Origin of the sequence: Streptomyces sp. NPDC058469, from assembly GCF_042721125.1 — a bacterium.
Classification (GTDB): domain Bacteria; phylum Actinomycetota; class Actinomycetes; order Streptomycetales; family Streptomycetaceae; genus Streptomyces.
In genome coordinates this window covers 1-21754 of the sequence record NZ_JBHXME010000131.1, presented here as the reverse complement: position 1 = coordinate 21754, position 21754 = coordinate 1, and the positions used below count along the sequence as shown (strand labels likewise).

General features: G+C 69.4%; 18 protein-coding genes and 1 pseudogene. 12 read left to right on the top strand and 7 right to left on the bottom strand.

Going from position 1 to position 21754, the window contains the following annotated elements:
- The first annotated feature begins 56 nt into the window (after nt 1-56).
- From ACFWP5_RS38820 to ACFWP5_RS38810, 3 genes are all read left to right on the top strand, one after another.
- Nucleotides 57-656, top strand: a complete 600-nt coding sequence (locus tag ACFWP5_RS38820; RefSeq protein ID WP_384167948.1) for an isochorismatase family protein — start codon at nt 57-59, stop codon at nt 654-656.
- A 10-nt stretch (nt 657-666) separates the two neighbouring features.
- Nucleotides 667-1575, top strand: coding sequence for a GlxA family transcriptional regulator (locus ACFWP5_RS38815; RefSeq protein ID WP_384167945.1), 909 nt, complete (start codon nt 667-669; stop codon nt 1573-1575).
- Between the two features lie 91 nt (nt 1576-1666).
- The gene (locus tag ACFWP5_RS38810; protein WP_384167942.1) at nt 1667-2281 is read left to right on the top strand and encodes a DinB family protein; all 615 of its coding nucleotides are present in this window, start codon (nt 1667-1669) and stop codon (nt 2279-2281) included.
- A gap of 28 nt (nt 2282-2309) precedes the next feature.
- On the opposite strand, the gene ACFWP5_RS38805 is transcribed toward ACFWP5_RS38810, so the two are convergent.
- The 3 genes from ACFWP5_RS38805 to ACFWP5_RS38795 all read right to left on the bottom strand — a co-directional run bounded on the left by ACFWP5_RS38805 (nt 2310) and on the right by ACFWP5_RS38795 (nt 5917).
- Nucleotides 2310-3902, bottom strand: a complete 1593-nt coding sequence (locus tag ACFWP5_RS38805; RefSeq protein WP_384167939.1) for a UxaA family hydrolase — start codon at nt 3900-3902, stop codon at nt 2310-2312.
- A 99-nt stretch (nt 3903-4001) separates the two neighbouring features.
- Nucleotides 4002-4880, bottom strand: a complete 879-nt coding sequence (locus tag ACFWP5_RS38800; RefSeq protein ID WP_384167936.1) for an SMP-30/gluconolactonase/LRE family protein — start codon at nt 4878-4880, stop codon at nt 4002-4004.
- 104 nt (nt 4881-4984) lie between these two features.
- Nucleotides 4985-5917 (bottom strand): LysR family transcriptional regulator, encoded by a 933-nt coding sequence (locus tag ACFWP5_RS38795; RefSeq protein WP_384167933.1) that lies wholly within the window; start codon nt 5915-5917, stop codon nt 4985-4987.
- Nucleotides 5918-6054: 137 nt separating this feature from the next.
- Here ACFWP5_RS38795 and ACFWP5_RS38790 point away from each other — a divergent pair, with 137 nt between their 5' ends.
- The gene (locus ACFWP5_RS38790) at nt 6055-7257 is read left to right on the top strand and encodes a mandelate racemase/muconate lactonizing enzyme family protein (RefSeq protein ID WP_384167930.1); all 1203 of its coding nucleotides are present in this window, start codon (nt 6055-6057) and stop codon (nt 7255-7257) included.
- A 33-nt stretch (nt 7258-7290) separates the two neighbouring features.
- A complete protein-coding gene (locus ACFWP5_RS38785) occupies nt 7291-8049 on the top strand; it encodes an SDR family NAD(P)-dependent oxidoreductase (RefSeq protein WP_384167927.1) in 759 nt (252 codons plus the stop codon).
- 21 nt (nt 8050-8070) lie between these two features.
- Here the strand turns inward: ACFWP5_RS38785 and ACFWP5_RS38780 are convergent, their stop codons facing one another.
- From ACFWP5_RS38780 to ACFWP5_RS38770, 3 genes and pseudogenes are all read right to left on the bottom strand, one after another.
- Complete coding sequence (locus ACFWP5_RS38780) at nt 8071-8319, bottom strand: glycoside hydrolase family 95-like protein (RefSeq protein WP_384167967.1); 249 nt, start codon at nt 8317-8319, stop codon at nt 8071-8073.
- A 6-nt stretch (nt 8320-8325) separates the two neighbouring features.
- Nucleotides 8326-10401: pseudogene (locus ACFWP5_RS38775) on the bottom strand (glycoside hydrolase N-terminal domain-containing protein); the annotation flags it as partial.
- A gap of 62 nt (nt 10402-10463) precedes the next feature.
- On the bottom strand, nt 10464-11615 hold the full coding sequence (locus ACFWP5_RS38770; RefSeq protein WP_384167924.1) for an ROK family protein: 1152 nt from the start codon (nt 11613-11615) through the stop codon (nt 10464-10466).
- A gap of 403 nt (nt 11616-12018) precedes the next feature.
- On the opposite strand from ACFWP5_RS38770, the gene ACFWP5_RS38765 reads away from it, so the two are divergent.
- The 5 genes from ACFWP5_RS38765 to ACFWP5_RS38745 all read left to right on the top strand — a co-directional run bounded on the left by ACFWP5_RS38765 (nt 12019) and on the right by ACFWP5_RS38745 (nt 19737).
- Nucleotides 12019-14109 carry a fibronectin type III domain-containing protein gene (locus ACFWP5_RS38765; RefSeq protein ID WP_384167921.1) on the top strand — a complete coding sequence of 697 codons (2091 nt, stop codon included), beginning with the start codon at nt 12019-12021 and terminating at the stop codon, nt 14107-14109.
- Nucleotides 14110-14142: 33 nt separating this feature from the next.
- Nucleotides 14143-15156, top strand: coding sequence for a carbohydrate ABC transporter permease (locus ACFWP5_RS38760; protein ID WP_384167918.1), 1014 nt, complete (start codon nt 14143-14145; stop codon nt 15154-15156).
- A gap of 14 nt (nt 15157-15170) precedes the next feature.
- Complete coding sequence (locus tag ACFWP5_RS38755; protein WP_384167915.1) at nt 15171-16109, top strand: carbohydrate ABC transporter permease; 939 nt, start codon at nt 15171-15173, stop codon at nt 16107-16109.
- Between the two features lie 18 nt (nt 16110-16127).
- Nucleotides 16128-17477: an ABC transporter substrate-binding protein gene (locus ACFWP5_RS38750; protein WP_384167913.1), complete on the top strand. Its 1350-nt coding sequence runs from the start codon at nt 16128-16130 to the stop codon at nt 17475-17477.
- A gap of 76 nt (nt 17478-17553) precedes the next feature.
- Nucleotides 17554-19737, top strand: a complete 2184-nt coding sequence (locus ACFWP5_RS38745; RefSeq protein ID WP_384167910.1) for an alpha-galactosidase — start codon at nt 17554-17556, stop codon at nt 19735-19737.
- Here the strand turns inward: ACFWP5_RS38745 and ACFWP5_RS38740 are convergent.
- Nucleotides 19712-20710 (bottom strand): cytochrome P450, encoded by a 999-nt coding sequence (locus ACFWP5_RS38740; RefSeq protein WP_384167907.1) that lies wholly within the window; start codon nt 20708-20710, stop codon nt 19712-19714. The genes ACFWP5_RS38745 and ACFWP5_RS38740 overlap by 26 nt on opposite strands.
- On the opposite strand from ACFWP5_RS38740, the gene ACFWP5_RS38735 reads away from it, so the two are divergent.
- Nucleotides 20693-21052, top strand: a complete 360-nt coding sequence (locus tag ACFWP5_RS38735) for an acetoacetate decarboxylase family protein (protein WP_384167904.1) — start codon at nt 20693-20695, stop codon at nt 21050-21052. The two genes, ACFWP5_RS38740 and ACFWP5_RS38735, sit on opposite strands and share 18 nt — an antisense overlap.
- Before the next feature lie 127 nt (nt 21053-21179).
- Nucleotides 21180-21635, top strand: coding sequence for a MarR family winged helix-turn-helix transcriptional regulator (locus ACFWP5_RS38730; RefSeq protein WP_384167901.1), 456 nt, complete (start codon nt 21180-21182; stop codon nt 21633-21635).
- Nucleotides 21636-21754: the final 119 nt, after the last annotated feature.

The window sequence follows — 21754 nt, the reverse complement described above, 5'->3', positions numbered from 1 at the left end:
CTCCCGGACCCGATGCGGCCTGTCGCCACCCCACCCGCACGGCGCAGTCTTGGGACATGACCCGAGCACTGATCGTCATCGACGTCCAGGAATCCTTCCGCGCCCGCCCGCTGTGGGAGACCATCTCCGACCCGAAGGTCGCCGAACAGGCGAACCGCCTGGTCCAGCTCGCCCGCCGGGCCGGCGACCTTGTGGTGTGGGTCCTGCACTCCGAGCCCGGCAGCGGCGACGTCTTCGACCCGGCCCTCGGCCACGTCCGGCTCATCGACGGACTGGAGCGCGTGGACGGCGAACCGCTGCTCCACAAGACCTCGCACAACGCCTTCACTACCACCAACCTGCAGCAACTCCTCACCGAGCACGGCGTCCGCGAGATCACCGTCTGCGGTATCCGCACCGAGCAGTGCGTCGAGACCACCACCCGCGTCGCGAGCGACTTCGGCTACCAGGTCACCTTCGTCACCGACGCGACGGCGACGAACCCCATTCCGCACCGCGACGCGCCCGCCGAGCAGACCGTCGCCGAGCTCCTCGCCGACCCCCGCACGCTCCCAGCCGACGAGATCATCAGGCGCACCGAGTACGCCCTCGCCGGCCGCTTCGCCACCATCGCGACGGTCGACGAACTGGAAGCCGCCGCCGCACATCGGGCATGATGACCGGATCGTGAGCCACGTCGTCTTCTTCCTGGTACCCGGAGTCCACCTGCTGGACTTGGCCGGCCCCGCACAGGTCTTCTCCACGGCTGCCGATTTCGGACACCCCTACACGCTCTCCTACGTCGCCGAGCAGCCCCAGGTCACCAGCGCCCAGGGGCTGCCCCTGGCGGCCGGGCTCGACTGGCCCGAGCTCGGACCCGAGGACCTGATCGTGGTGCCGGGATGGCGAGCCGTCACCCTGGCCGACGCACCCACCGTCGGCGCTACGGCGCTGCAGGTCATCCGGGACCACCACGCGCAGGGCGGGACGGTGGCCAGCGTCTGCGCCGGAGCCGACGTACTCGGCCGGGCCGGACTCCTCGACGGCCGCCACTGCACCACCCACCACGACGTCCAGGACGAACTCGCCCTGCGCCACCCGAAGGCGACGGTCGTCCGCGACGTCCTGTTCACCACCGACGACCGGGTCATCACCTCGGCCGGCATCGCCAGCGGCATCGACCTCGCCCTGCACATCGTGGCCACCCGGCACGGTCCCGCCGTAGCCGCGCAGACCGCCCGCGACATGGTCGTCTACGCCCGCCGCAACGGCCACGAGCCGCAGACCAGCGCGATGCTCCGGCACCGCTCCCACCTGGACGACACGGTGCACCGCGCCCAGGACCTCATCGACACCCGCTTCGACGAGACGCTTCCCCTGCCCGCCCTCGCCTCGGCGGTCGGCGTCAGCGAACGCACCCTCACCCGCCTCTTCAGCCGGGCCACCAGACTCACCCCGCTGCGCTACCAGCAGACCCTCCGCGTCGAACGCGCAGAGCACCTCATCAGCCACGGCGCCACGATCGACGCCGCCGCCCGCACGGTCGGGTTCGAGGACCCCCGGATGCTGCGCCGACTGCGCGCCCGCACGCCGTAAATGAGGGGCGGCTCGGCAGGGACGCTGTTAGGTTGCCGGGTCGGCAGACCGCCGTATCGAAGCCCGACCGGCTCGCCACAGGAGTGCCCCAGTGATCCCACCCCGTCTGGCTACGCTGCTCGACCAGTTCGACTTCGCGTGCGAACGTCTCTCCGGCCGTATGACAGGGCCTGTCATAGACAGCGGCGACGGGACGGACACCCGGGTCGGGCCCATGACCGACGCGGAGTACTTCTGGGAGCCGGTGCCGGACTGCTGGTCGGTGCGACGGCGTACGGACGGCCCGGGAGCGCGCGCAACTACCCTGACGGGACAGGGCGATTGGGGGCGCGACGCCGCTGCCTATCCTCATCCCTGGCCGCCGCCCTTCACCACCATCGCGTGGCGCCTGAGCCATCTCTCCGAGCTGCTGACCATCCGTGCCGACCACACGGCCGGCAGCCGCACGTTGACCCGGGACGACTACTCCGTCAGCGGCGATGCCGCCGGTGCGGTCGATGCCTTCGACACCGGTGCCGGTGCCTGGCGGAAGGCACTGCTGAGTGCCGACGAGGCCGCGCTCGACACCGTCGGGTACTGCACCTATCCGCACGGCAGCGACGCGGAGGAGCCGTTCATCGACATCGTGTGGTGGGTCAACCAGGAAGTGCTGCACCACGGAGCCGAGATCGCCATGCTGCGCGACCTGTACCGGCACGGCAGTTGACGGCTTTCACAGACGGTTTCGCAGGCCGTCACAGGACCGCTCCCATGCGCCAGGGGACGATCTCCTCCGTTCCGAACCCGAGTGCCTCGGACTTGCTCTCGGCGCCGGAGGCCATGTCCACGAGAGTCTCGAACAGGGCGGTTCCGTACGTGAGTTGATCGGCGTGGCTCATGGCGGCCCCGGCGTCGAAGTCGATGTCGCCGCGCATCCGCTCGTACAGCCCGCTGGTGGTGCTGATCTTCAGGCAGGGGACGGGACGCGAGCCGAACAGTGAGCCGCGTCCGGTCGTGAAGGCGAGCAGGTTGGCGCCGCCGGCGACCATGCCGGTGGCCGACACCGGGTCGTAGCCGGGGGTGTCCATGAAGGTGAGGCCCGGCGCGGTGACCGGCTCCGCGTATCCGACGACGTCGTTCAGCGGGCTGGTCCCGGACTTGAGCACGGCGCCGAGGGACTTCTCCCAGATGGTCGTGATGCCGCCGGTCCGGTTGCCGCGCGACGGATTGTTGTCGAGGGTCGCGCCGTTGGCGGTCGTGTACTCCTGCCACCAGGCGATGAGTTGGTCGATGCGGGCCGCCGCCTCCGGGGTCGACGCCCTGTCCCGTAGGAGGTGGTGGGCGCCGTAGATCTCCGGGGTCTCGCCGAGAACGACCTTGCCGCCGGACGCGACGAGCAGGTCGGCCGCCACGCCGAGCGTGGGGTTGGCGGTCAGTCCGGAATAGGCGTCGCTGCCGCCGCACTGGAGGCCGAGGGTGAGTTCCGCGAGCGGGATCGGCACGCGGTGCGCCTTCGTGATGCGGGAGACCAGGTCCGCGATGCGGTCGAGCGCCGTGTTCACCGTCCTTGCGGTGCCGCCGAGTTGCTGGATGGCGAGGGTCTCCACCTCCATGCCCTCACTCGCGCCCATGCCCATGCTCAGGCCAGTGTTCTCGCTCTCGCCGAGGATGTTCTCCGGCTGGTTCACCTCGCAGCCGAGGCTGATCAGGAGGGCGCCCGCGACATTGGCGTGGCCGAGGTAACCGCGCAGTGTGCGCCGCAGGATGGCGTCCCCGGGAGTGCCCTCCGCCATGCCGCAGCCGAGGTCGTGCGGGAGCGCGATGACGCCGTCGAGGCCCGGCGTCCCCTTGTGCTGGTCGTCGGCGCGCAGGGCGATCATCCGGGCCACCGTGGCCGAGCAGTTCACGGTCGGGACCACGACGACGTAGTTCCGGGTGGCCGCGCGCCCGTCGGCCCTGCGGTAACCGAGGAAGTGGTCGCGGGTGGGGGAGACACCGGTCGGCGGTGTGCGGGCCGGCGGCGGGCTCGCGGTCGGCTCCTCCCACCGGCCGAGGCCCAGGTTGTGCACGTGGACGTGTCCGCCCGCCGGGATGTCGGCCAAGGCCACGCCGATGACCTCGCCGTACTTGCGGACCGGCGCGCCCTTCGGGATGGCGTGCAACGCGACCTTGTGTCCGGCGGTGATGTCCTCTGCTGCCGGTGCCGTGCCGTCGGCGAGTTCGACGAGCGCTCCGCGCGGCACATCGCCGAGGAGCAGCCCTATGTCGTCCACGCCGGGACGGGGCACCAGCGGCTTGACGGTCGCCGCCGGTCCCGGTCCCACTGAGTCACGGCGTTCACGGTTCACGTGATCGACCGTATGACGCCAACACCGTGCGGGGGAAAGACGGTTATCGATGGTCCGTCATCCGGAATACGAATGCGCCGTTCCCCAGGGGGAGTTGGGTCAGGCGCGGAACGGCCGGACGGGAACCCCCTCCGTCCCGGTCTCGACGACGAAGACCGAGCCGGACAGCGGGGAGTTGGCCAACTCCTCGGCGGACAGGCCGTTCCGCGCGGAGGTGATGAACAGACGGCCGTCCGCACCGAAGGCGCAACTCGTCGGCTGCAGGACGGGCACCGGAACGAGCCCGACGACGCGGCCCGTCGGGTCGTAGCGCCGCACTTCGCGTCCGCCGTGCATGGCCACCCAGAAGCACCCCTCGACGTCGACGGCGAGGCCGTCGGGTACGCCGACTCCCGCGGTCTTGGTCAGCACCTCCAGGCGGCCGAGTTCTCCCGGCTCGGCGTGGAAGTCCGCGCGGTACAGGAGGTTGGCGTAGCTGTCGGCGAGGTACATGACGGTGTCCTCGGCGTTCCAGCCGAGCCCGTTCGGCAGCACGAGTCCGTCCGCGACGACGACGCTCGGTCCGTCGCCGTCCCAGCGGTGCAGTCGGCCCTGGCCCGGTGCGAACTCCATGTCGTTGCTGCCGGCCCAGAACCTGCCGAGGGAGTCCACCTTGCCGTCGTTCATGCGCAAGTTGGGTTCGGGCAGCACGGTGTCGACCAGCGTCAGCCCGTCGCCGGTGACATAGCCGAACCCGTCCGCCACCGCGACGGCGAAACCGTCGTGCTTGGCGCGCGGTGCGACCGCGCCGATCATCGTGCCTACGTCCGTGACGGTCTGTCGACCAGTGGACAGGTTGTCCTGAAAAATCTTGCGGCCGTAGATGTCGACCCAGAGGAGATGCCCGGTGCGAGGATCGAACACCGGCCCCTCACCCACGTCCGACGTGTCATTGCGTACCGCCACATCGAGATTCGCGTACGTGCGGACATCGGCCATCGCGACTCCATTCGTTTTCCCTCAACCTGGCCCCGGTCACGCGTGATCGTCAACGCTGATTCACGGATGCCGGGTATTCGTTCCGCGAATGGGCCCGAGCCGCGTCACACCGGTGGAACGGCGGTCGTTCCTTCGGGCCTCGGTGCCTTTACCACCGCTCGGATGAAGGCTTGTGCGGCGGCGCCCAGCGGTCGTTCCGAGTGCCACCAGATTCCCACGTCCCGATATCGGTTGAGATGCTGGATGGGGCGCATTTCCATTCCTTCGCGCAGGATCATCACCGCGCCGAGATAGTTGATGATGCCGATTCCGTGTCCGGCGCGGACCATGGCGCCGAGAGTGGTCGGCTGATGGGAGACGGTTCCGGACGGCGCGACCAGGTCCTTGATGCTCAACTCGACCTCGGCCTCGTATCCGACGACCGTATTGGCGAGGGGATCACCGATCGTGATGACGCGTTGGTCCGCGAAGTCCGTCAGTTCGATCTCGCTCTTCTTGAGCAAAGGGTGACCGGTCGGGGCGAGCATGACGAAGGGTTCCCGCCACAACGGACGCATGGTGAAGCCGTGGTCGTGGGGCTCGGGCCGGACCGGGCGCAGGGCCACCGAGACCCGGCGCTCGGACAGTGCCGCCTCGATGAAGCCCGCGTCTCCGTCCAGGACCGCCACCCGGATCCGCGGGTGCTCCTTCTGCAGCGCCGTGATGACCGCCGGGAGGAATTCGGAACTCCCGCTGGCGAAACTCGCGACCGTGACGGTTCCCGAGATGTCGCCCCGGTCGGTCTGGCGCGCGGTGACCAATTCGTCGGCGGCGGCGAGAACAGATCGTGCCCGGGCCAGCAGAGCGCGCCCGTCGTCGGTGAGGGTGAGCGGTCGGATACGGCGTTCGATGAGCAGGCAGCCGAGTTCGCGTTCCAGATTCGCGATGTGCGCCGAGACGCGCGGTTGCGACAAATGCAACTTTTCGGCCGCTCTGGTGAAACCGCCGGTATCCACGACCTCGACCCAGGTACGCAACCAGGCCAGTTCGAGTGTCATTGACCGAACCTCCTCTCCTCGCAGTCGGACCACCGTCGGTTTGGAATTCCTTCCGACGGCATGTCATCTGCGCGGCAGATCATGTGTATTCGTATGTGGCCGTTGACGAATTCCGGCGGCCATGGCCGACTGGAACAATGACCGATCAGACTTCTTTCGGCACCGCCCGCGGGCTGCTGTCCGCGCACGGAGCGGACCTTCTTCGCGGCGACGACGGTGCCGTGATCACCTCCGTGGAGACCTACGCCCTCGCCGTGCCCCTGAAGCGGCCCATCGCCGACTCCACGGCCGCCATGGCGCACTGGACGGTACCCGTGGTCGAGATCCGCACCGCCGACGGCCTGGTCGGGACGGGGATCTCCGGCGTGCACTGCGCTCCCGAACTCCTCTCCGACGTGATCCTCTCCTACTATGCCGACGCCCTCCTGGACACCTCGTCGGAGGACATCCTGGGCACCTGGAAACGCCTGTACTGGCTGCCCACGCACTGGATCGGCCGGGCCGGCGTCGTCCACATGGCGCTCGCCATGGTCGACATCGCCCTGTGGGACCTCGCCGCACAGCGGGCCGGGATGCCCCTGTGGCGGCTGCTGGGCGGCACCCAGGAGAGCGTCGAGGCGTACAACACCGACGGCGGCTGGCTCAACCTCACCGACTCCGAACTGGTCCGGGATCTCACCTCGTTGGTCGACCACGGCTGGTCCCGGGTGAAGATCAAGGTGGGGCGCTCCGACTGGCGCGAGGACGCCCGACGCGTGCGCGCGGTCCGGAGGGCGCTCGGCGACGACGTGACCCTGATGTGCGACGCCAACCAGCGCTGGGACCTGTCGACGGCGAACCAGATCATGCCGGTCCTGGAGGAAGCCGCGATGGACTGGGTCGAGGAGCCGGTCCACGCCGACGACCTCCAGGCCCACGCCCGCCTCCAGTCCTCGACACGGCTGGACGTGGCGGCCGGCGAAAGCATCTACTCCTACCACCAGTTCGCCTCCTTCATGGCCGCCGACGCCATCCGCGTCGTACAGGCCGACGTCACCCGGGTCGGCGGGGTCACCGAGTTCCTGCAGATCGCGTCGCACGCGGCGGCACGGGGCCTGCGGTTCGCCCCGCACGCGGGCGACATGATGCAGGTGCACCAGCACCTGGTCGGCACCGTCCTGTCGGAGGTGCCGCCTCTCGTCGAGTTCATCCCCTGGACGCAGGACGCCTTCGTCGAGCGCAGCGTCGTACGCGAGGGGCTCATGGAGCGTCCGCACGGTCCGGGCGCCTCGACCGCGATCGATCCGGCCGCGCGTGTGCGGTGGCAGATCCCCGGAGTGGGCTCGGCCAGGACCCTCTGAGACCCCCGCCCATCCACCGACGGAAGGATCGAGATGACCGAGTCGCCCCTGAGGCACACCGAGGAGCGCGTGGCCGTCGTCACCGGCGCGGGCCAGGGAATCGGGCGCGCCATCGCCGTGGCCCTCGCGGCCCGTGGCGTACGGGTCGTCGTCACCGACCGCAACACCGAGACCGGCATCGCCGTGGCCAAGGAGGTGGGCGGCGACTTCCTGTCCCTGGACGTGTCCGACCCCCGGGCCGTGGCCGGGGTGGCGGGCGAGGTCGTACGGCGCTTCGAGCGCGTCGACGTCCTGGTCAACAACGCCGGCATCGCCCACGAGGACGAGGCCCTCGACGTGACGGACGAGATGTGGCACCGCGTCCTCGACGTCGACCTGACCGGCACCTTCGTGGCCTGTCGCGAGTTCGGCCGCCACTTGGTGCGCCAACGGTCCGGTTCGATCGTGAACATCTCCTCCATCGCCGCCTTCATCGGCTCCAACCCCGAGTACCACGTCGCCTACGACGTCGCGAAGGCCGGGGTCTCCCAGCTGGCGCGGTCGCTCGCGGTCGAGTGGGCGCGGCATGGGGTCCGGGTCAACGCCGTCGCGCCGGGCCGGACCCGCACCCCCATCCTCGACACGGTCGGGATGGACGACCCGCAGCGGATGACGCAGTGGATCGACCAGATCCCGATGGGCCGGTTGCTGGAGGCCGAGGAGATCGCGGCCGCCGTGGTGTTCGTGGCGCTCGACGCGGCCGCGATGACCGGGCAGACCCTCCTCGTCGACGGCGGCCAGATCGCCCAGTGACACGGTCACCGACGCTTGCCCTCAACCGACACCGAGGGCAAGCGTCTCTCCCTCGGCGAGCCGGACTTCGAGGACGTCGGCGCCGTAGCGCAGTCGCACGTCCGCAGCCCGTGACGCTCGGATCGACGCGACTGCCAACTGCCCGCCGCGCCAGCGGATGTCCACGGTGAGACCGCCGCGAGCGCGCAGTCCGCACACGCTTCCGTCGGGCCAGTCGGCGGGCAGCGCGGGAAGCAGTTCTACGTCCCGGCCGTCGGACTGCAGCAGCATCTCGGCGACTCCCGCCGTGCCGCCGGCGTTGCCGTCGAAGGAGTAGATGTTCTGCGCGGCGCCGGCCACCCCGCCGGCGGAGAACGTCATCAGGTTCGCCTCGCTGGCGTCCGCGATCAGGCTGGTGAGGTGCTTCAGGGCCGCCTCGCCGTTGAGGAGACGGGCGTAGTAGACGGTGAAGTTGGCCTCGCCCCATTCGGTCTGCTCCCAGCCCGGGGCCTGTTGCCTGCGTTCGATGGTGACCTCCGCGGCGCGTGCGAGGTCCGGTGTGTCGCGCGGGGTGATCTGGCGCTCCGGGAACAGGGCGCTGAGATGGGAGGTGTGCCGGTGGCTCGGCTCGGCCTCCTCGTAGTCGTGCAGCCACTCCCGCACCTGCCCGTGCCGCCCGATCCGCAACGGCGGCAGCCGACGGCGCGCGGCGGCGATCCTCCTCCTCAAGTCGGCGTCGACACCGAGGAGTTCGGCGCTCTCCGCGCAGATCCGCAGCACGGCCTCCATGAACACCCGGTCCGCGGTGGCCCCCATGGACACCGAACAGCGGCTGCCGTCAGGCGCGAGATACCAGTTCTCCGGCGACTCCGACGGCCCGGTGACGAGCAGGCCGTGTTCCGGTTCCTCGACCGCGTAGGCGAGGAGGAACTCGGCGGCCCCGCGCAGGATCGGGTACGCGCGCTCCCGGAGGAACGTCTCGTCACGGCCGTACTCGAAGTGCTCCCACAGTTGGAGGGCGAGCCAGGCCCCGCCGGTCACGTTCATGCCCCAGCCGATGCCGGAGCCGGGTGCCGTGTACCCCCACGCGTTGGTCACCGTGTGCGCGACCCAGCCCGGCGCGCCGTACAACTCGTCGGCGGTCGCCCGGCCGTGGTCCGCCAGGATCTCCAGCAGTCCGAACAGCGGCTCGTGGCACTCGGCCAGGTTGGTCGACTCGGCGGCCCAGTAGTTCTGCTGGGTGTTGATGTCCAGATGGAAGTCGTTCGTTCAGGGCGCGCTGCTCGCCAGGCCGTCGTTCCACAGACCCTGCAGGGCAAGTGGCAGAGGGGAGTTGGCGCGGGAGCCGGCCATCGTCAGGTAGCGGCCGAACTGGAAGTAGAGGGCTATGAGTTCGTCGTCGGCCTTCCCGGAGGCGAGCCGCTCGCGACGGGCGTCGGTGGGCCGGGCCGCGAGGTCGGGCGGAGCCGAACCGAGATCCAGGGAGACCCGTCGCATCAGCGCCCGATGGTCCCCGATGTGCGCCGCCCGGACCGCCTCGTAGCCGACCTCCAGGCCCGCGGACAGCAGCGATTCCGCGCGCGCTCGCGGGTCCGCTCCTGCCCAGTCGGTCCCTACGACGACGTAGACGACCGCGCTGTCGGCACCTTCCAGGCGAAGTGTGTCTCCCGTGCGGTGCGCGGTGCCGCCTTCGGCCTGGAGGTGGGTACGGATCTCCAGCGCGACGCCCTGCTGCCCGTCGCTGTGCAGGCTCTCGTATGCGTGGCCGTTGAAGGTGACGCACGAGTCCGTCGCGGTCGTGTCACCGGGGAGTACGCCGTCCCGGATCGAGAGGGCGAAGGCCAGCGATCCGGGCCGGTCCGCGGTGAGGCGGATCGCGATCAGGCCATGGGGGTTGGTGGCGAACACCTCGCGGGTGAAGCGGACTTCGTCCTGTACGTACGTGACCGTGGCGAGGCCCGTGTCCAGGTCCAGCGTCCGTTGGTACTCCTGGGCCGAAACCCCGTCAGGGAAAGCGAGTTGAACTTCTGGCAGGGGCATGTTCGTCCCGAACGACGGTGCCCTGCCCGGGAGATGCTCGGCGGCGAGCCGCTGCGCCTCGGCGTAGTCGCCCGCGAAGAGGAGTTCGCGGATGCGCGGGACGTGCTGCCGGGCGGTCGGGTTGAGGTCCGTTGTGGAGGGGCCGCCGGACCATGCGGTCGACTCGGAGAGCTGTATCCGCTCCCGGTCGGTGCCGCCGTGGATCATGCCGCCCAGACGGCCGTTGCCGATGGGCAGGGCTTCGAACCAGCGGGTGGCGGGGCGGTCGTAGCGGAGCGTTCCTGGCGGGACGTGGACATCGCGGAAGCTCTGGTCCGGGAAAGCTTTCAGCATGGCATGCGCTTTCGTGACGGTGTAGAGGGGGCGGCTCAGGCTGAACTCGGCTGTGTTGTGGGCTACTTGGCGGGGGCGAAGACGTGCTGCGCGGCGACGGCGGCGCCTCCGCGGGCCCACTCCTCGAAGGGGAGGGGTCTGACGACCAGGTCGCAGTCGGCCGCGGCGCCGAAGGCACGGGCGGCGAAGGTGGTGCGGATCTGGTCCTCGTACAGGTCGTAAGTGGCCACGCCCTCACCGGAGATGATGATGCGTTCCGGTCCGATGAGGTTGGCCACGGACGCCAGGGCGAGGCCCAGGGCGTGGCCCGCCCGGGCGAAGACCGCGCGGACGTCGGCGTTGCCGGCATGGGCGAGGCGGACCGCGCCGTCCATCGTCAGCGCCGGGTCGCCCGTCGCCCGGCGGGCCTGCTCCGTGATGGCCTGGGTGGACGCGACGGCCTCGACGCAGCCGGTGTTGCCGCAGGTACACACGCGGTCGGTGCCGCCCACGGGAAGGTGGCCGACCTCTCCCGAGACGCCGTGCGCACCGGAGACGACCCGGCCGCCGATGGAGATGCCGCAGCCGATGCCCGCGCCGACGGTGACCAGGGCGAACGACGACAGTCCGACCCCGACGCCGAACCACTGTTCCGCGACGGTCAGGGCACGGACGTCGTTCTCGATGACGGTCGGCAAGTCCGTTGCCGTCTGGACGAGTTGGGCCAGGGGCACGCGGCGCCAGTTCAGGAAGGGTGAGTACTGGGCGGTCCCGGTGTGGCCGTCGACGTCCCCGGAGATCGTGACGCCGATGCCGTGCAGGGCACCCGGTTCGTGCGGCGCCGCCTTCGCGTTCAGCTGGTCGACGAGCCGGGCGACGGCCAGGACGACCGTGCCGACGTCACGCGAACCGAGGACGGCCCGCGCGGTGGCCAGGGGCCGTGCGGTCAAGTCGGTGAGCGCGCCGATGAGTTCGTCACCGGTGATCTTCACGCCCACGAAGCGGGCGCGCTCGCCACGCACCGCGATGAGCGTGGCCGGCCGGCCCGGGGTGCGCTCGGCAGAGCGGCCCAGCTCGCTGATCCAGCCGTCGGTCAGCAGGGGAGTGGCGACCTTCGTGACCGCGCCGGGCGACAGGCCGGTACGGCGCCCGATCTCGGCGCGCGTGAGCGGGCCGTGGGCGAGGAGGGTCTGGAAGAGCAGAGCGGCCGCGGGTGGCTGATCGGCGAGCGTCATGCGGCGACCATACATTTCCATTGGAAAAGAAGAAAGAAGAAGGATCGCGGCGTTCGGCGCCCGTCTCCTCTACTCATCGCCCGAATCCTGCTCCATTCTTTCCGCGAATGTCGATGATTCGCGCTGCGCAATATGTTGACGGTGGAAGAAAAGCCTGGCTACATTCGCGGCACCTCACGACAGGTGGATGGGACGTCCACCGACGCAGGTGGCGGCCGGTTTCCTCCCCGACCGGCCGCGTAAGTCATCGCGGGCTGCGCTCTCCAACGGGCGTCGCCTTACGGCCGCTTGGGCGGAACCGAACGCCCACTCACCAATTCCCCATGCGGCTGACCGTGCAGGGGCACTTCCGGTCCTTCCCAGGGCCCCGCCGTGCCTTTTCGCGCCGAGATGGAGTAAACACATGGCTCGTCCAGCAGGACCCGCATCCTCCGTACGCCACAGACTTCGTGCGGGCGGTGCGCGCCTCCGGCACCTCTCCGTCGTGGCCGCCACCGCACTCGTCGTGTCCCTCGCGGCACCGACCGCGGCGTCGGCGACGGACTCCTCCCCGGCGCCGACGAGCGCGGGCCACCAGCAAGCCGTCCTGGCCGCCAAGCCGTATATGGGCTGGAGCAGTTGGAGCCTGGAGGCGACCAGTTATCCCGGCTACGGCGGGGTGAGCTGGCTCACCGAGGCACACGTCAAGCAGCAGGCCGACGTGGTCGCCTCGAAGCTCAAGTCCCACGGCTACGAGTACATCAACGTGGATGCCGGGTGGTCGAGTGGCTTCGACGGGTACGCCCGGCCGACGGCGAACCCCACCACGTTCCCGCACGGCATGAAGTCCCTGGGCGACTACCTCCACCACAAGGGCCTCAAGTTCGGGCTGTACCTGGCCGTGGGCCTCGACCCCGCCGCGTACGGCGACGGGAAGACCGCCATCCACGGCGCGCCCGGCTGCACCACCTCGGACATCGTCTACCCCGACCTGCGCAAGACCAACGGGTGGAACTCCGCGTACAAGATGGACTTCACCAACCCCTGCGCACAGAAGTACATCGACTCCGTCGCCGACCAACTGGCCGGCTGGGGCGTGGACTTCCTGAAGGTCGACGGCGTGGGGCCGGGCTCGTGGCAGGGGGACGCGGACCACGACAACACCCCGGACGTGAAGGCCTGGCACACCGCGCTCCAACAGACCGGCCGTCCCGTCCAGTTGACGCTGTCCTGGTCACTGAGTCACACCCAGGCGGCGACCTGGAAGGCCAACTCCAACGGCTGGCGGATCGACACCGACGTCGAGTGCTACTGCGACACGCTGGTGACGTGGGACAACTCCCTGAAGGTCCGCTGGAACGACGTCGTCCAGTGGATCGACGACGCCGGACCCGGGCACTGGAACAACCTGGACTCCCTGAACGTCGGAGCCGGCGCCATGGACGGCCTCACCGAGGCCGAGCGGCAGAGCTACACCACGCTGTGGGCCATCGAGTCGGCGCCGCTGTACTCGGGTGACGACCTCACCAAACTCGACGCGTACGGGCTGAAGTTGCTCACCAACGACGAGGTCATCGCCGTCGACCAGGCCGGTCATCCCGCACGGCCCGTCAGCCAGACCACGAACCAGCAGACCTGGTACGCCCGTAATCCCGACGGCAGTTACACCGTCGCACTGTTCAACCTGGGCTCCCAGGCCGCCGATGTCACCGCGGACTTCGCCGATCTGGGCATCAGCGGGACGGCCTCGGTCCGTGACCTGTGGCAGCACCAGAACCTCGGCCGCGTCTCCGGTCATCTGACGGAGAACCTGCCGGCGCACGGCTCGCGGCTCTTCACCTTCACGCCGAACGGGCAGGGCGCCAACCCCGGTACTCCGCTGGGCGTCCACGGCACGGCCGCCACGTCCACGAGCGTCTCGCTGGACTGGGACAAGGTGAACACCGGCGCCTCGCCCGTCACCCGCTACACCGTCTACGCCGACGGCCGGCCCGTGACCACGAGCACCGGCACCACGGCCACCGTTCCCGGACTGAGTGCCGCGAACGCCCACACCTTCACGGTCGTCGCCCGCGACGCCGAGGGCCGAACGTCCGCTCCAAGCAAGGCGGTTGGGGTCACCACGCCCGTGTCCGGAGGGCCCACCGCCTACGAGGCCGAGGCGCCCGGCAACACCCTCACCGGCAACGCCGTCGTCGCGGGCTGCGGCGCCTGCTCCGGCGGACAGAAGGTCGGCAACCTCGGCGGCGGTGAGGTGGCCGTCAACCACGTCAGCGCCCCGAAGGACGGCACGTACCTGATGAAGCTGGACTACGTGGACGCCGACTCAAGTCGCGTCATCGACCTGACCGTTGGCGACACCACTCTCCAGATCCCGGTGCCCGGCACCAACGACAACGGCTGGGGTTCCCCGCAGTCGCTCACCGTCCCGGTGCCGCTGAAGGCCGGTGACAACACGATCCGCTTCGGCAACGCCACCGACTACGCGCCCGACATCGACAAGATCACCGTCTGATCCATCCGTTCGTACCGCACGAAGGAGGGTGCTGTGGTGGTCACATCACAGGGCAACCACGCAACGTCGGTGAAACCGCGGTCCGGTGAGCCGGGCGCGGTGGCCACCACGGCCACCTCACCGGGCAAGGGCCCGACCAGGAAAACGCGACGCAACACCGCCACCAGGTCGGCGGCGGCACGCCGCCGGGACCTGCCGGTCGCCCTGCTGCTCATCCTGCCCGCCGTGGTCGGCTTCGCGATGTTCTACGCCTATCCGACCCTGCGCGGCATCTACCTCAGCTTCACCGACTTCCACGTCCTCTCGCCGCCGCAGTGGGTGGGACTGGCCAACTTCCGGGAGCTGTTCGGGGACGACGTCTTCTGGCACTCGCTGCTCGTCACCGTCTACTTCGTCCTCCTGTCCGTCGCCTTCGGCACGGTGATCTCCCTCGTGACCGCGGTCGTGCTGCACCGGGTGACCCGGTCGTCGGTCCTGCGCGGCGTGATCCTGCTGCCGTTCCTGATCTCCAACGTCATCGCCGCCCTGGTGTGGCAGTGGATGCTCGACCCGACCCTCGGCATCGTCAACATCGCCCTCAAGCACCTGACCGGCCACTCCATCCTGTTCTTCGGCAGCGGGGGCTGGGCGATCCCCTCCCTTGCGGCGATCAGCGTCTGGAAGTGGATGGGCTACTACGCCCTGCTGATCTTCGCCGGCCTGCAGACCATCCCGTCGACCATCTACGAGGCGGGCCGGGTCGACGGCGCGAGCGAGGTGCAGATGTTCCGCCGGCTCACGGTGCCCCTGCTGCGGCCGATCCTCGTCATGGTGGTCGTCCTGACGGTGATCAACTCCTTCCAGGTGTTCGACATCGTCCAGGTCACCACCGAGGGCGGCCCGGCCAACGCCTCGAACGTGCTGCAGATGTACATCTACCGCAAGGCCTTCCGGCAGTTCGACTTCGGCTACGCCGCCACCATGTCGCTCGCCCTGTTCGCCCTGCTCATCGCGGTCACCTTCACCCAGCTGCGGCTCGCCCGCGCCAACGAATCCGACCTGAACTGAAGGAGGCCGCCACCATGGCTGTCACCATCGCACCCGGCCCGGCGGCCGTCCCGCGCCGCCCGTCCCGCAATGACACCCGCAGGTTCTCACCCGGCCGGGCCGTCGCCTGGAGCTACCTCGGCGTCATCGTCCTCGTCACGCTCTTCCCGTTCTACTGGATCCTGCGCACCGCGCTGTCGAACAACTACCAGCTGGCGACCAACCCGTCCTCGCCGCTCCCGGTGGGCTTCACCTGGGGCGCCTTCGAGCGGGTCCTGGGCCTCGCCTCCACCTCGGACGCCCTGGCCCAGGGCGGCTCCGGCGCCACTCTCGACATCGCGCTCTACCTGCGCAACTCCGTGATCTACGCAACCGTGCAGACCGCGATGGTCGTGCTGATCTCGGCAGCCGCCGCCTACGCGTTCTCCCGGCTCCACTGGCGTGGCCGCGACCTGGTGTTCAACATCCTCATCAGCGCCCTGATGGTGCCCACCGTGTTCACGCTGCTCCCCAACTTCGTCCTCGTGAAGGACCTCGGGCTCACCGACACGTTCGCCGGACTCATCCTCCCCGGCGGGCTCTTCCAGGCCTTCACGCTGTTCTTCCTACGGCAGTTCATGCTCGGCCTGAGCAACGAGGTCGAGGAGGCCGCCATCATCGACGGCGCCGGCCCGCTGCGGATCCTCTTCCGGATCATCCTGCCGATGTCGTCCGCGCCGATCGCCACCGTGTCGCTGCTGATGTTCGTCAACGCCTGGAACGACTACTTCTGGCCGCTGCTGATCGCCAACGACCCGGGCGTCCAACCCCTCACCCTCGCCCTCGGCGTCTTCAAGCAGTCCTCGCCCCAAGCCGCCCCCGACTGGGCGGGTCTGATGGCCGCCGCCCTCATCGCGGCGCTGCCGATGCTGCTGCTCTTCATCGCCTTCGGCAAACGCATCGTCAACTCCATCGGCTTCTCCGGCCTCAAGTGACCAGTGAAAGAAGGAACCATGAGAGTTCGCAAGGCTGTGGCACTGGGAGCCGCGCTCACTCTGACGGCCCTCGTATCCGCCTGCTCCTCCAACTCCGGTAGCAGCTCCGGCTCTTCGACCCTGAACTGGTGGACCTGGGACGACAAGCAGGCCGCCGCCTACAAGGTCTGCGCCACGGACTTCGAGAAGGCCAACCCGGGCGTCAAGGTGAAGATCACCCAGTACAACGTCGTGGACTACTTCACCAAGCTCACCGCCGGCTTCGTGGCCGGCAAGGCTCCCGACGCGTTCCAGAACAGCGTCCAGTTCTTCCCGGAGTACGCCGACCAGCACCAACTGCTCCCGCTGGACGACTACATCAAGAAGGACAAGTTCGACCTGTCGCGGTTCTCCGTCGGAGTCGACTCGTGGAAGTACACCGACGGCCACCAGTACGGCCTGCCCCTGGACTGGGCGGCCACCGGCCTCTACTACAACACCGGCATGCTCACCAAGGCCGGCTACACCGCCAAGGACGTCCAGAGCCTGAACTGGAACCCCGACAACGGCGGCACGATCGGCAAGATGATCGCCCATCTGACCGTCGACACCAAGGGCCGACGCGGTGACGAGCCGGGATTCGACAAGGCGAACATCAAGACCTACGGCTTCGGTCAGCTGGCCGCCAAGGACTTCCTGGGCCAGTCCACGTGGAGCTCCTTCGTCTCCACGACGGGCTGGCGGCTCGGCAACAAGGCCAACTGGCCCACCCAGTTGAACTACAACGATCCGCGCCTGGTGAAGACCATGGACTGGATCCGCACGCTGGTGGCTAAGGGCTACGCCCCCAAGATCGGTACGTTCACCAACACCGTGTCCGACGTCGACCTGCTGTCCTCGGGCAAGGTCGCGATGGAGACGGGCGGATCGTGGTCGGCGTCCACCTTCGCCAAGATCCCCGACGTCAAGGTCGGCATCGCGCCCACGGTCCTCGGTCCCGACAACAAGACCCGTGCCGTCTTCAGCAACTCCAACGGCAACACCATCTGGGCGGGCACCAAGAACCCCGACCTGGCCTGGAAGTGGGTCTCCTACATGGGCTCCGAGGCATGCCAGACCAAGGCGTCGGCGACCGGCACCTTCTTCCCGTCCATCCCCGCCTCGATGGACGCCTCCGCCAAGGCCCTCAAGGCGCAGGGCGTCGATCTGACGGTCTTCACCGACATGCTCAAGAACAAGGAGCTCTACCCGTCACCGGACTTCCGCAACGGCGCGGCCCTGCAGGACGCGATCGAGCCGCTGATCGAGGGCTACTTCGCCGGGCAGAAGGGCGACAGCGTCTTCGCCGACATGCAGGCCAAGACCAAGACCATCCTCACTCAGAAGTAACAGCCGCCCCCCGGCGCACCGCGGCCGGACGCGTCCCCTACGGCGCGTCCCGCCGCCCTCCCCGAAAAGAGACTGCATGCCCACAACCCCCTCGCGCGTCGTCAGCCTGCGCGCGGCCGGCACCTGCCTCGCCGTGGAACTCACCGAACCGGTCCCCAGGGTCCTGCACTGGGGTGCCGACCTGGGCGACCTCACCCCCGACGACCTGACGTCCCTGAGCCTGACCGCCGAACCCTCGATCCTCAACAACGCCCCCGACATCCCGCGCCGCTTCACCGTCTGGCCCACCGAGGCCGACAGCTGGTCCGGCACCCCGGCCCACCACGGCCACCGGGCAGGCACCGCCACCGCACCCCGCCCCATCCTCACCGGGGCCACTCACCGTACGGACCCCGAGGGCGGCGGCGTACTCCAACTGCACCTGACCGACGCGGCATCGGCACTGGACATCACCCTCACCTACACCCTCGACCCCCACGGAATACTCACCGCCGACGCCGTCATCTCCCGCGCGGACAGCGCCGATACGACGCCCTACGACCTGGCCGGCGCCCTGACCCTGCTGCCCCTGCCGCGCCGGGCCGCCGAGATCCTGGACTTCACCGGGAAGTGGAGCCGGGAACGCTCCCCGCAACGCCATCCGCTGCACCACGGCGCCCATGTGCGCGACGTACGACGCGGAAAACCCGGCGTCGACTCGCCGCACCTCCTGACGGTGGGCGTACCCGGCTTCGGATTCCGCACCGGAGAAGTGTGGGCCGTACACGTGGCGTGGAGCGGCGACCAGCGCTATCTCGTCGAGCAACTCCCTGAAGGAGCAGGCGTTCACGCCTCCGCGCTCGGCGGTGGCGCACTCCTCCGCGCGGGCGAGATCCGCCTGGCACCCGGCGACACCTACCGCACTCCCCGCTGCCACTTCGCATGGTCGGCGAACGGCCTGGACGGCATCGCCGACCGTTTCCACCGCCACCTGCGCGCACGGCCCCAACACCCGTGCGGCCCCCGGCCCTTGGTGCTCAACAGCTGGGAAGGGGTCTACTTCGACCACGACCTGGCTCGGCTGCGAGCCCTTGCGGAGCGGGCCGCCGCGGTGGGGGTCGAGCGGTTCGTGCTCGACGACGGCTGGTTCAGCGGGCGCCGGGCCGACACCGCGGGCCTCGGCGACTGGCTCGCCGACCCGACCGTCTGGCCCGACGGACTCAGCCCGCTCGCCGACCATGTCCGGTCGCTGGGCATGGACTTCGGACTCTGGGTCGAGCCGGAGATGGTGAACCTCGACTCCCACCTCGCCCGCGCCCACCCCGACTGGATCCTCGGTCCCGCCGCAGGCCTCGGCCCGACCGCCCGCCATCAGCACGTCCTGGACCTCTCCCGCCCCGAGGTCTTCGACTACCTGCTGAAGTCACTGGACGCGCTCGTCGGAAGCTACGACATCGCCTTCCTCAAGTGGGACCACAACCGCGAACTCCACGAAGCCGTGCACGCTCCAGGCGACCGGCCAGCGGGCCATGCTCAGGTCGAGGCGCTGTACCGGCTGCTGGACGCGGTCAAGCAGCGTCATCCCGGACTGGAGATCGAGAGCTGCGCGAGCGGCGGCGGCCGGGCCGACCTGGGCGTACTCGAACGCACCGACCGGGTGTGGCCCTCGGACTGCAACGACCCCGTGGAACGCCAGGCGATCCAGAACTGGACCGTCCAACTCCTCCCACCCGAACTCGTCGGCACCCACGTCGGCGCAGCCCGCAGCCACACCACCGGACGCGTCACCTCCGACACGTTCCGCCTGGTCACCGCCCTCTTCGGCCACGCGGGCATCGAGCAGGATCTCGCCGAGTGTTCGGAGGCGGAACTGGCCAGACTGACCGCTTGGACCGCTCTCCACCGCGAACTGCGTCCCCTGCTGCACAGCGGTCGCACGGTCCGCGCCGACCTGGAGGACGAGGCCCGGGTACTGCACGGAGTCGTGGCCCAGGACGGCTCACGGGCGCTGTACTCCTGGGCGAGAGTGGCCACTTCCCCCGAGGGGCAGTCCGGCCGTACGCCGTTTCCCGGCTTGAGCCCTGACGCCCGCTACCAACTCCGCGTACGCACCGACCTCGGCCTGCCCTCCTTCCACCAGATCGCATCGCCCGCGTGGCTGACGGCCGCACAGGAGGACTGGCTGAGTCTGCCCGGCTCGGTGCTGGCCACCGCCGGCCTGCCCATGCCCACCCTCAACCCCGAGCAGGCACTCCTCATCGAGGTCCGCCGCCAGGACTGAAGGATGCGGCGAAGTCACCTGACATCAGCTGGAGTTCGGGCTCCCGGAGACCACGACGGACACGGGGAAGCCGGCGCACTTCGCGCATCAGCAGGCCCGGTGCCCACTCCAGGTCGGCCGCGTCCACGGCCAGTTCCAGACTCTCGACGCGCTCCAGCATCGCGGTGATCGCGACCGTGGCCTCCATCCTGGCCAACGGCGCCCCCAGGCAGTGGTGGATGCCGTGGCCGAAGGCGACATGGCCGGCCGACCGCCCGAGGCGGAAGGAGTCCGGCTCCTCGAACCGGGCCGGGTCCCGGTCGGCCGCGGCGAGGGACACCAGCAGCATGTCGCCCCGGCGCACCGGCACTTCACCCACCCGCATGTCCTCGGTGGCGAAACGCTCGGTCGCGGTGAGCACCGGCCCGTCCAGGCGGAGGAACTCCTCCACCGCCGTGGGAACGAGGGCGGGATCGGCCCGCAACGCCTTGAAGAGGTCCGGCCGTTGGACGAGTCCGAGGAGAACGGCACCGATGAGGTTGGCGGTCGTCTCGTACCCGGCGATCAGGAGGAGGAAGGCCATACCGACCAACTCCGGGTCGGTGAGCCGGTCGTCAACGGTGTCGTTGGCGAGCGCGCTCAGCAGGTCCTGCCCGGGGTCGGCCCGCTTGGCCGCGATCAGCTCGGCGAGATACCCGCTCATCCACACGTAGGCCTCCTCCCGGTCACTGCCGGCGACCGGGGACACGATCTGTTCCGAGGCCCAGCGGAACCTGTCCCAGTTGTCCAGCGGCACGCCTAGCAGTTCGCAGATCACGGCGATGGGGACGCGGGCGGCGAAGCCGTCGACCAACTCCGGTGTCTCCTGGGCCAGTACGTCGTCCGCGAACCGGCCCGCGATCTCCTGCGCGCGGGGTCGCAGTGCCTCGATCTGCCGCGGTGTGAAGGCGCGGGTCACCAGCTTGCGGAGCCGGGTGTGCTCAGGAGGGTCCACGGTCAGCATGTAGTCGCGGCCGGGCACACCCTCGCCGAGGCCACGGTCACGCTCCAGCAGCCGGCGCCCGACCCGGCCGCGCTGTTCGCACGGCCCACCGTCAACCTCCGGCACTTCCCGCGCCTGGTCTCCGGCCAGTACGACAAGCCCGCCGTGCACGAGCTGGTGATGGCCGAGTTCAACGACCGGCACCTCGCCGACGTGTGGACCGGCACCGGCGACATCACCCTGTTCGCGGCCCGTGGCGAGGAACTGGCGGACCTGGCTCCGGTGCGTACCGGCGCCGGTTTCCGGGCCTCGATGTCCTGCAGCGTGACCGACGTACGCCGGCTGGACGCATAGCGGCACGGGCGGGGCTCACCTCCGTTGTCGTGACGACAGACACTCGCGCGATCGCGACCGACAGGCCACAGGTCGAGCGGGATGTCGTCGCTTGAGGTTCTTTGCTTGAGCACGCTAATCTGCACGGATGACCGCCGCCGAGGAATCCCTGACCGCACAGGAAGAGCGTTTCTGGCGTGCTCTGATGCGGGTCATCGTCGCGCTGCCGCGTTCGCTGGACGACGATCTGCTGCGGGCGACGGGACTGACGCTCACCGAGTACGTCGTCCTGATGAGCCTGTCCGAGGCCGAGAACCAGGAACTCCGCATGGCGGATCTCGCGGCGGCGACCGCCCTGTCGGCGAGCCGTATCACCCGCGTCGTCGACGCGCTGCAGAGTCGCGGCCAGGTCGTGAAACGGCGCTATGAGGGAGACGCCCGCGGGAATGTCGCGACCCTCACCCCGGAGGGGCTGAAGCGGCTTCAGGCGGCCTATCCGATTCACCTCGCGAGTGCCCGCAAGCGTGTGATGGACAATCTCGACGGCCGGTCGTTGTCGGCCATGGTGCGGCAGTTCGAGACAGTGGTCGGGAAGTTCGACTGAGATCCGGCGCAGGCGCCGGTGTGCTGAACGCGGAAGGTCCCGGACACACGCCGCGTGTGCGGGGCCTTGCGGCGGACGCGACGGCGGGCGGCGTCAACTCCCGTACCCGCGCCGGGCGG

What these genes read in the sequence shown, in the direction of transcription:
- ACFWP5_RS38750 (WP_384167913.1), top strand. Translation starts at nt 16,128, where the DNA reads ATGAGAGTTCGCAAGGCTGTGGCACTGGGAGCCGCGCTCACTCTGACG.
- ACFWP5_RS38795 (WP_384167933.1), bottom strand. Translation starts at nt 5,917, where the DNA reads ATGACACTCGAACTGGCCTGGTTGCGTACCTGGGTCGAGGTCGTGGAT.
- ACFWP5_RS38780 (WP_384167967.1), bottom strand. Translation starts at nt 8,319, where the DNA reads ATGCTGCTGCAGTCCGACGGCCGGGACGTAGAACTGCTTCCCGCGCTG.
- ACFWP5_RS38770 (WP_384167924.1), bottom strand. Translation starts at nt 11,615, where the DNA reads ATGACGCTCGCCGATCAGCCACCCGCGGCCGCTCTGCTCTTCCAGACC.
- ACFWP5_RS38755 (WP_384167915.1), top strand. Translation starts at nt 15,171, where the DNA reads ATGGCTGTCACCATCGCACCCGGCCCGGCGGCCGTCCCGCGCCGCCCG.
- ACFWP5_RS38745 (WP_384167910.1), top strand. Translation starts at nt 17,554, where the DNA reads ATGCCCACAACCCCCTCGCGCGTCGTCAGCCTGCGCGCGGCCGGCACC.
- ACFWP5_RS38730 (WP_384167901.1), top strand. Translation starts at nt 21,180, where the DNA reads ATGACCGCCGCCGAGGAATCCCTGACCGCACAGGAAGAGCGTTTCTGG.
- ACFWP5_RS38820 (WP_384167948.1), top strand. Translation starts at nt 57, where the DNA reads ATGACCCGAGCACTGATCGTCATCGACGTCCAGGAATCCTTCCGCGCC.
- ACFWP5_RS38765 (WP_384167921.1), top strand. Translation starts at nt 12,019, where the DNA reads ATGGCTCGTCCAGCAGGACCCGCATCCTCCGTACGCCACAGACTTCGT.
- ACFWP5_RS38800 (WP_384167936.1), bottom strand. Translation starts at nt 4,880, where the DNA reads ATGGCCGATGTCCGCACGTACGCGAATCTCGATGTGGCGGTACGCAAT.
- ACFWP5_RS38785 (WP_384167927.1), top strand. Translation starts at nt 7,291, where the DNA reads ATGACCGAGTCGCCCCTGAGGCACACCGAGGAGCGCGTGGCCGTCGTC.
- ACFWP5_RS38790 (WP_384167930.1), top strand. Translation starts at nt 6,055, where the DNA reads ATGACCGATCAGACTTCTTTCGGCACCGCCCGCGGGCTGCTGTCCGCG.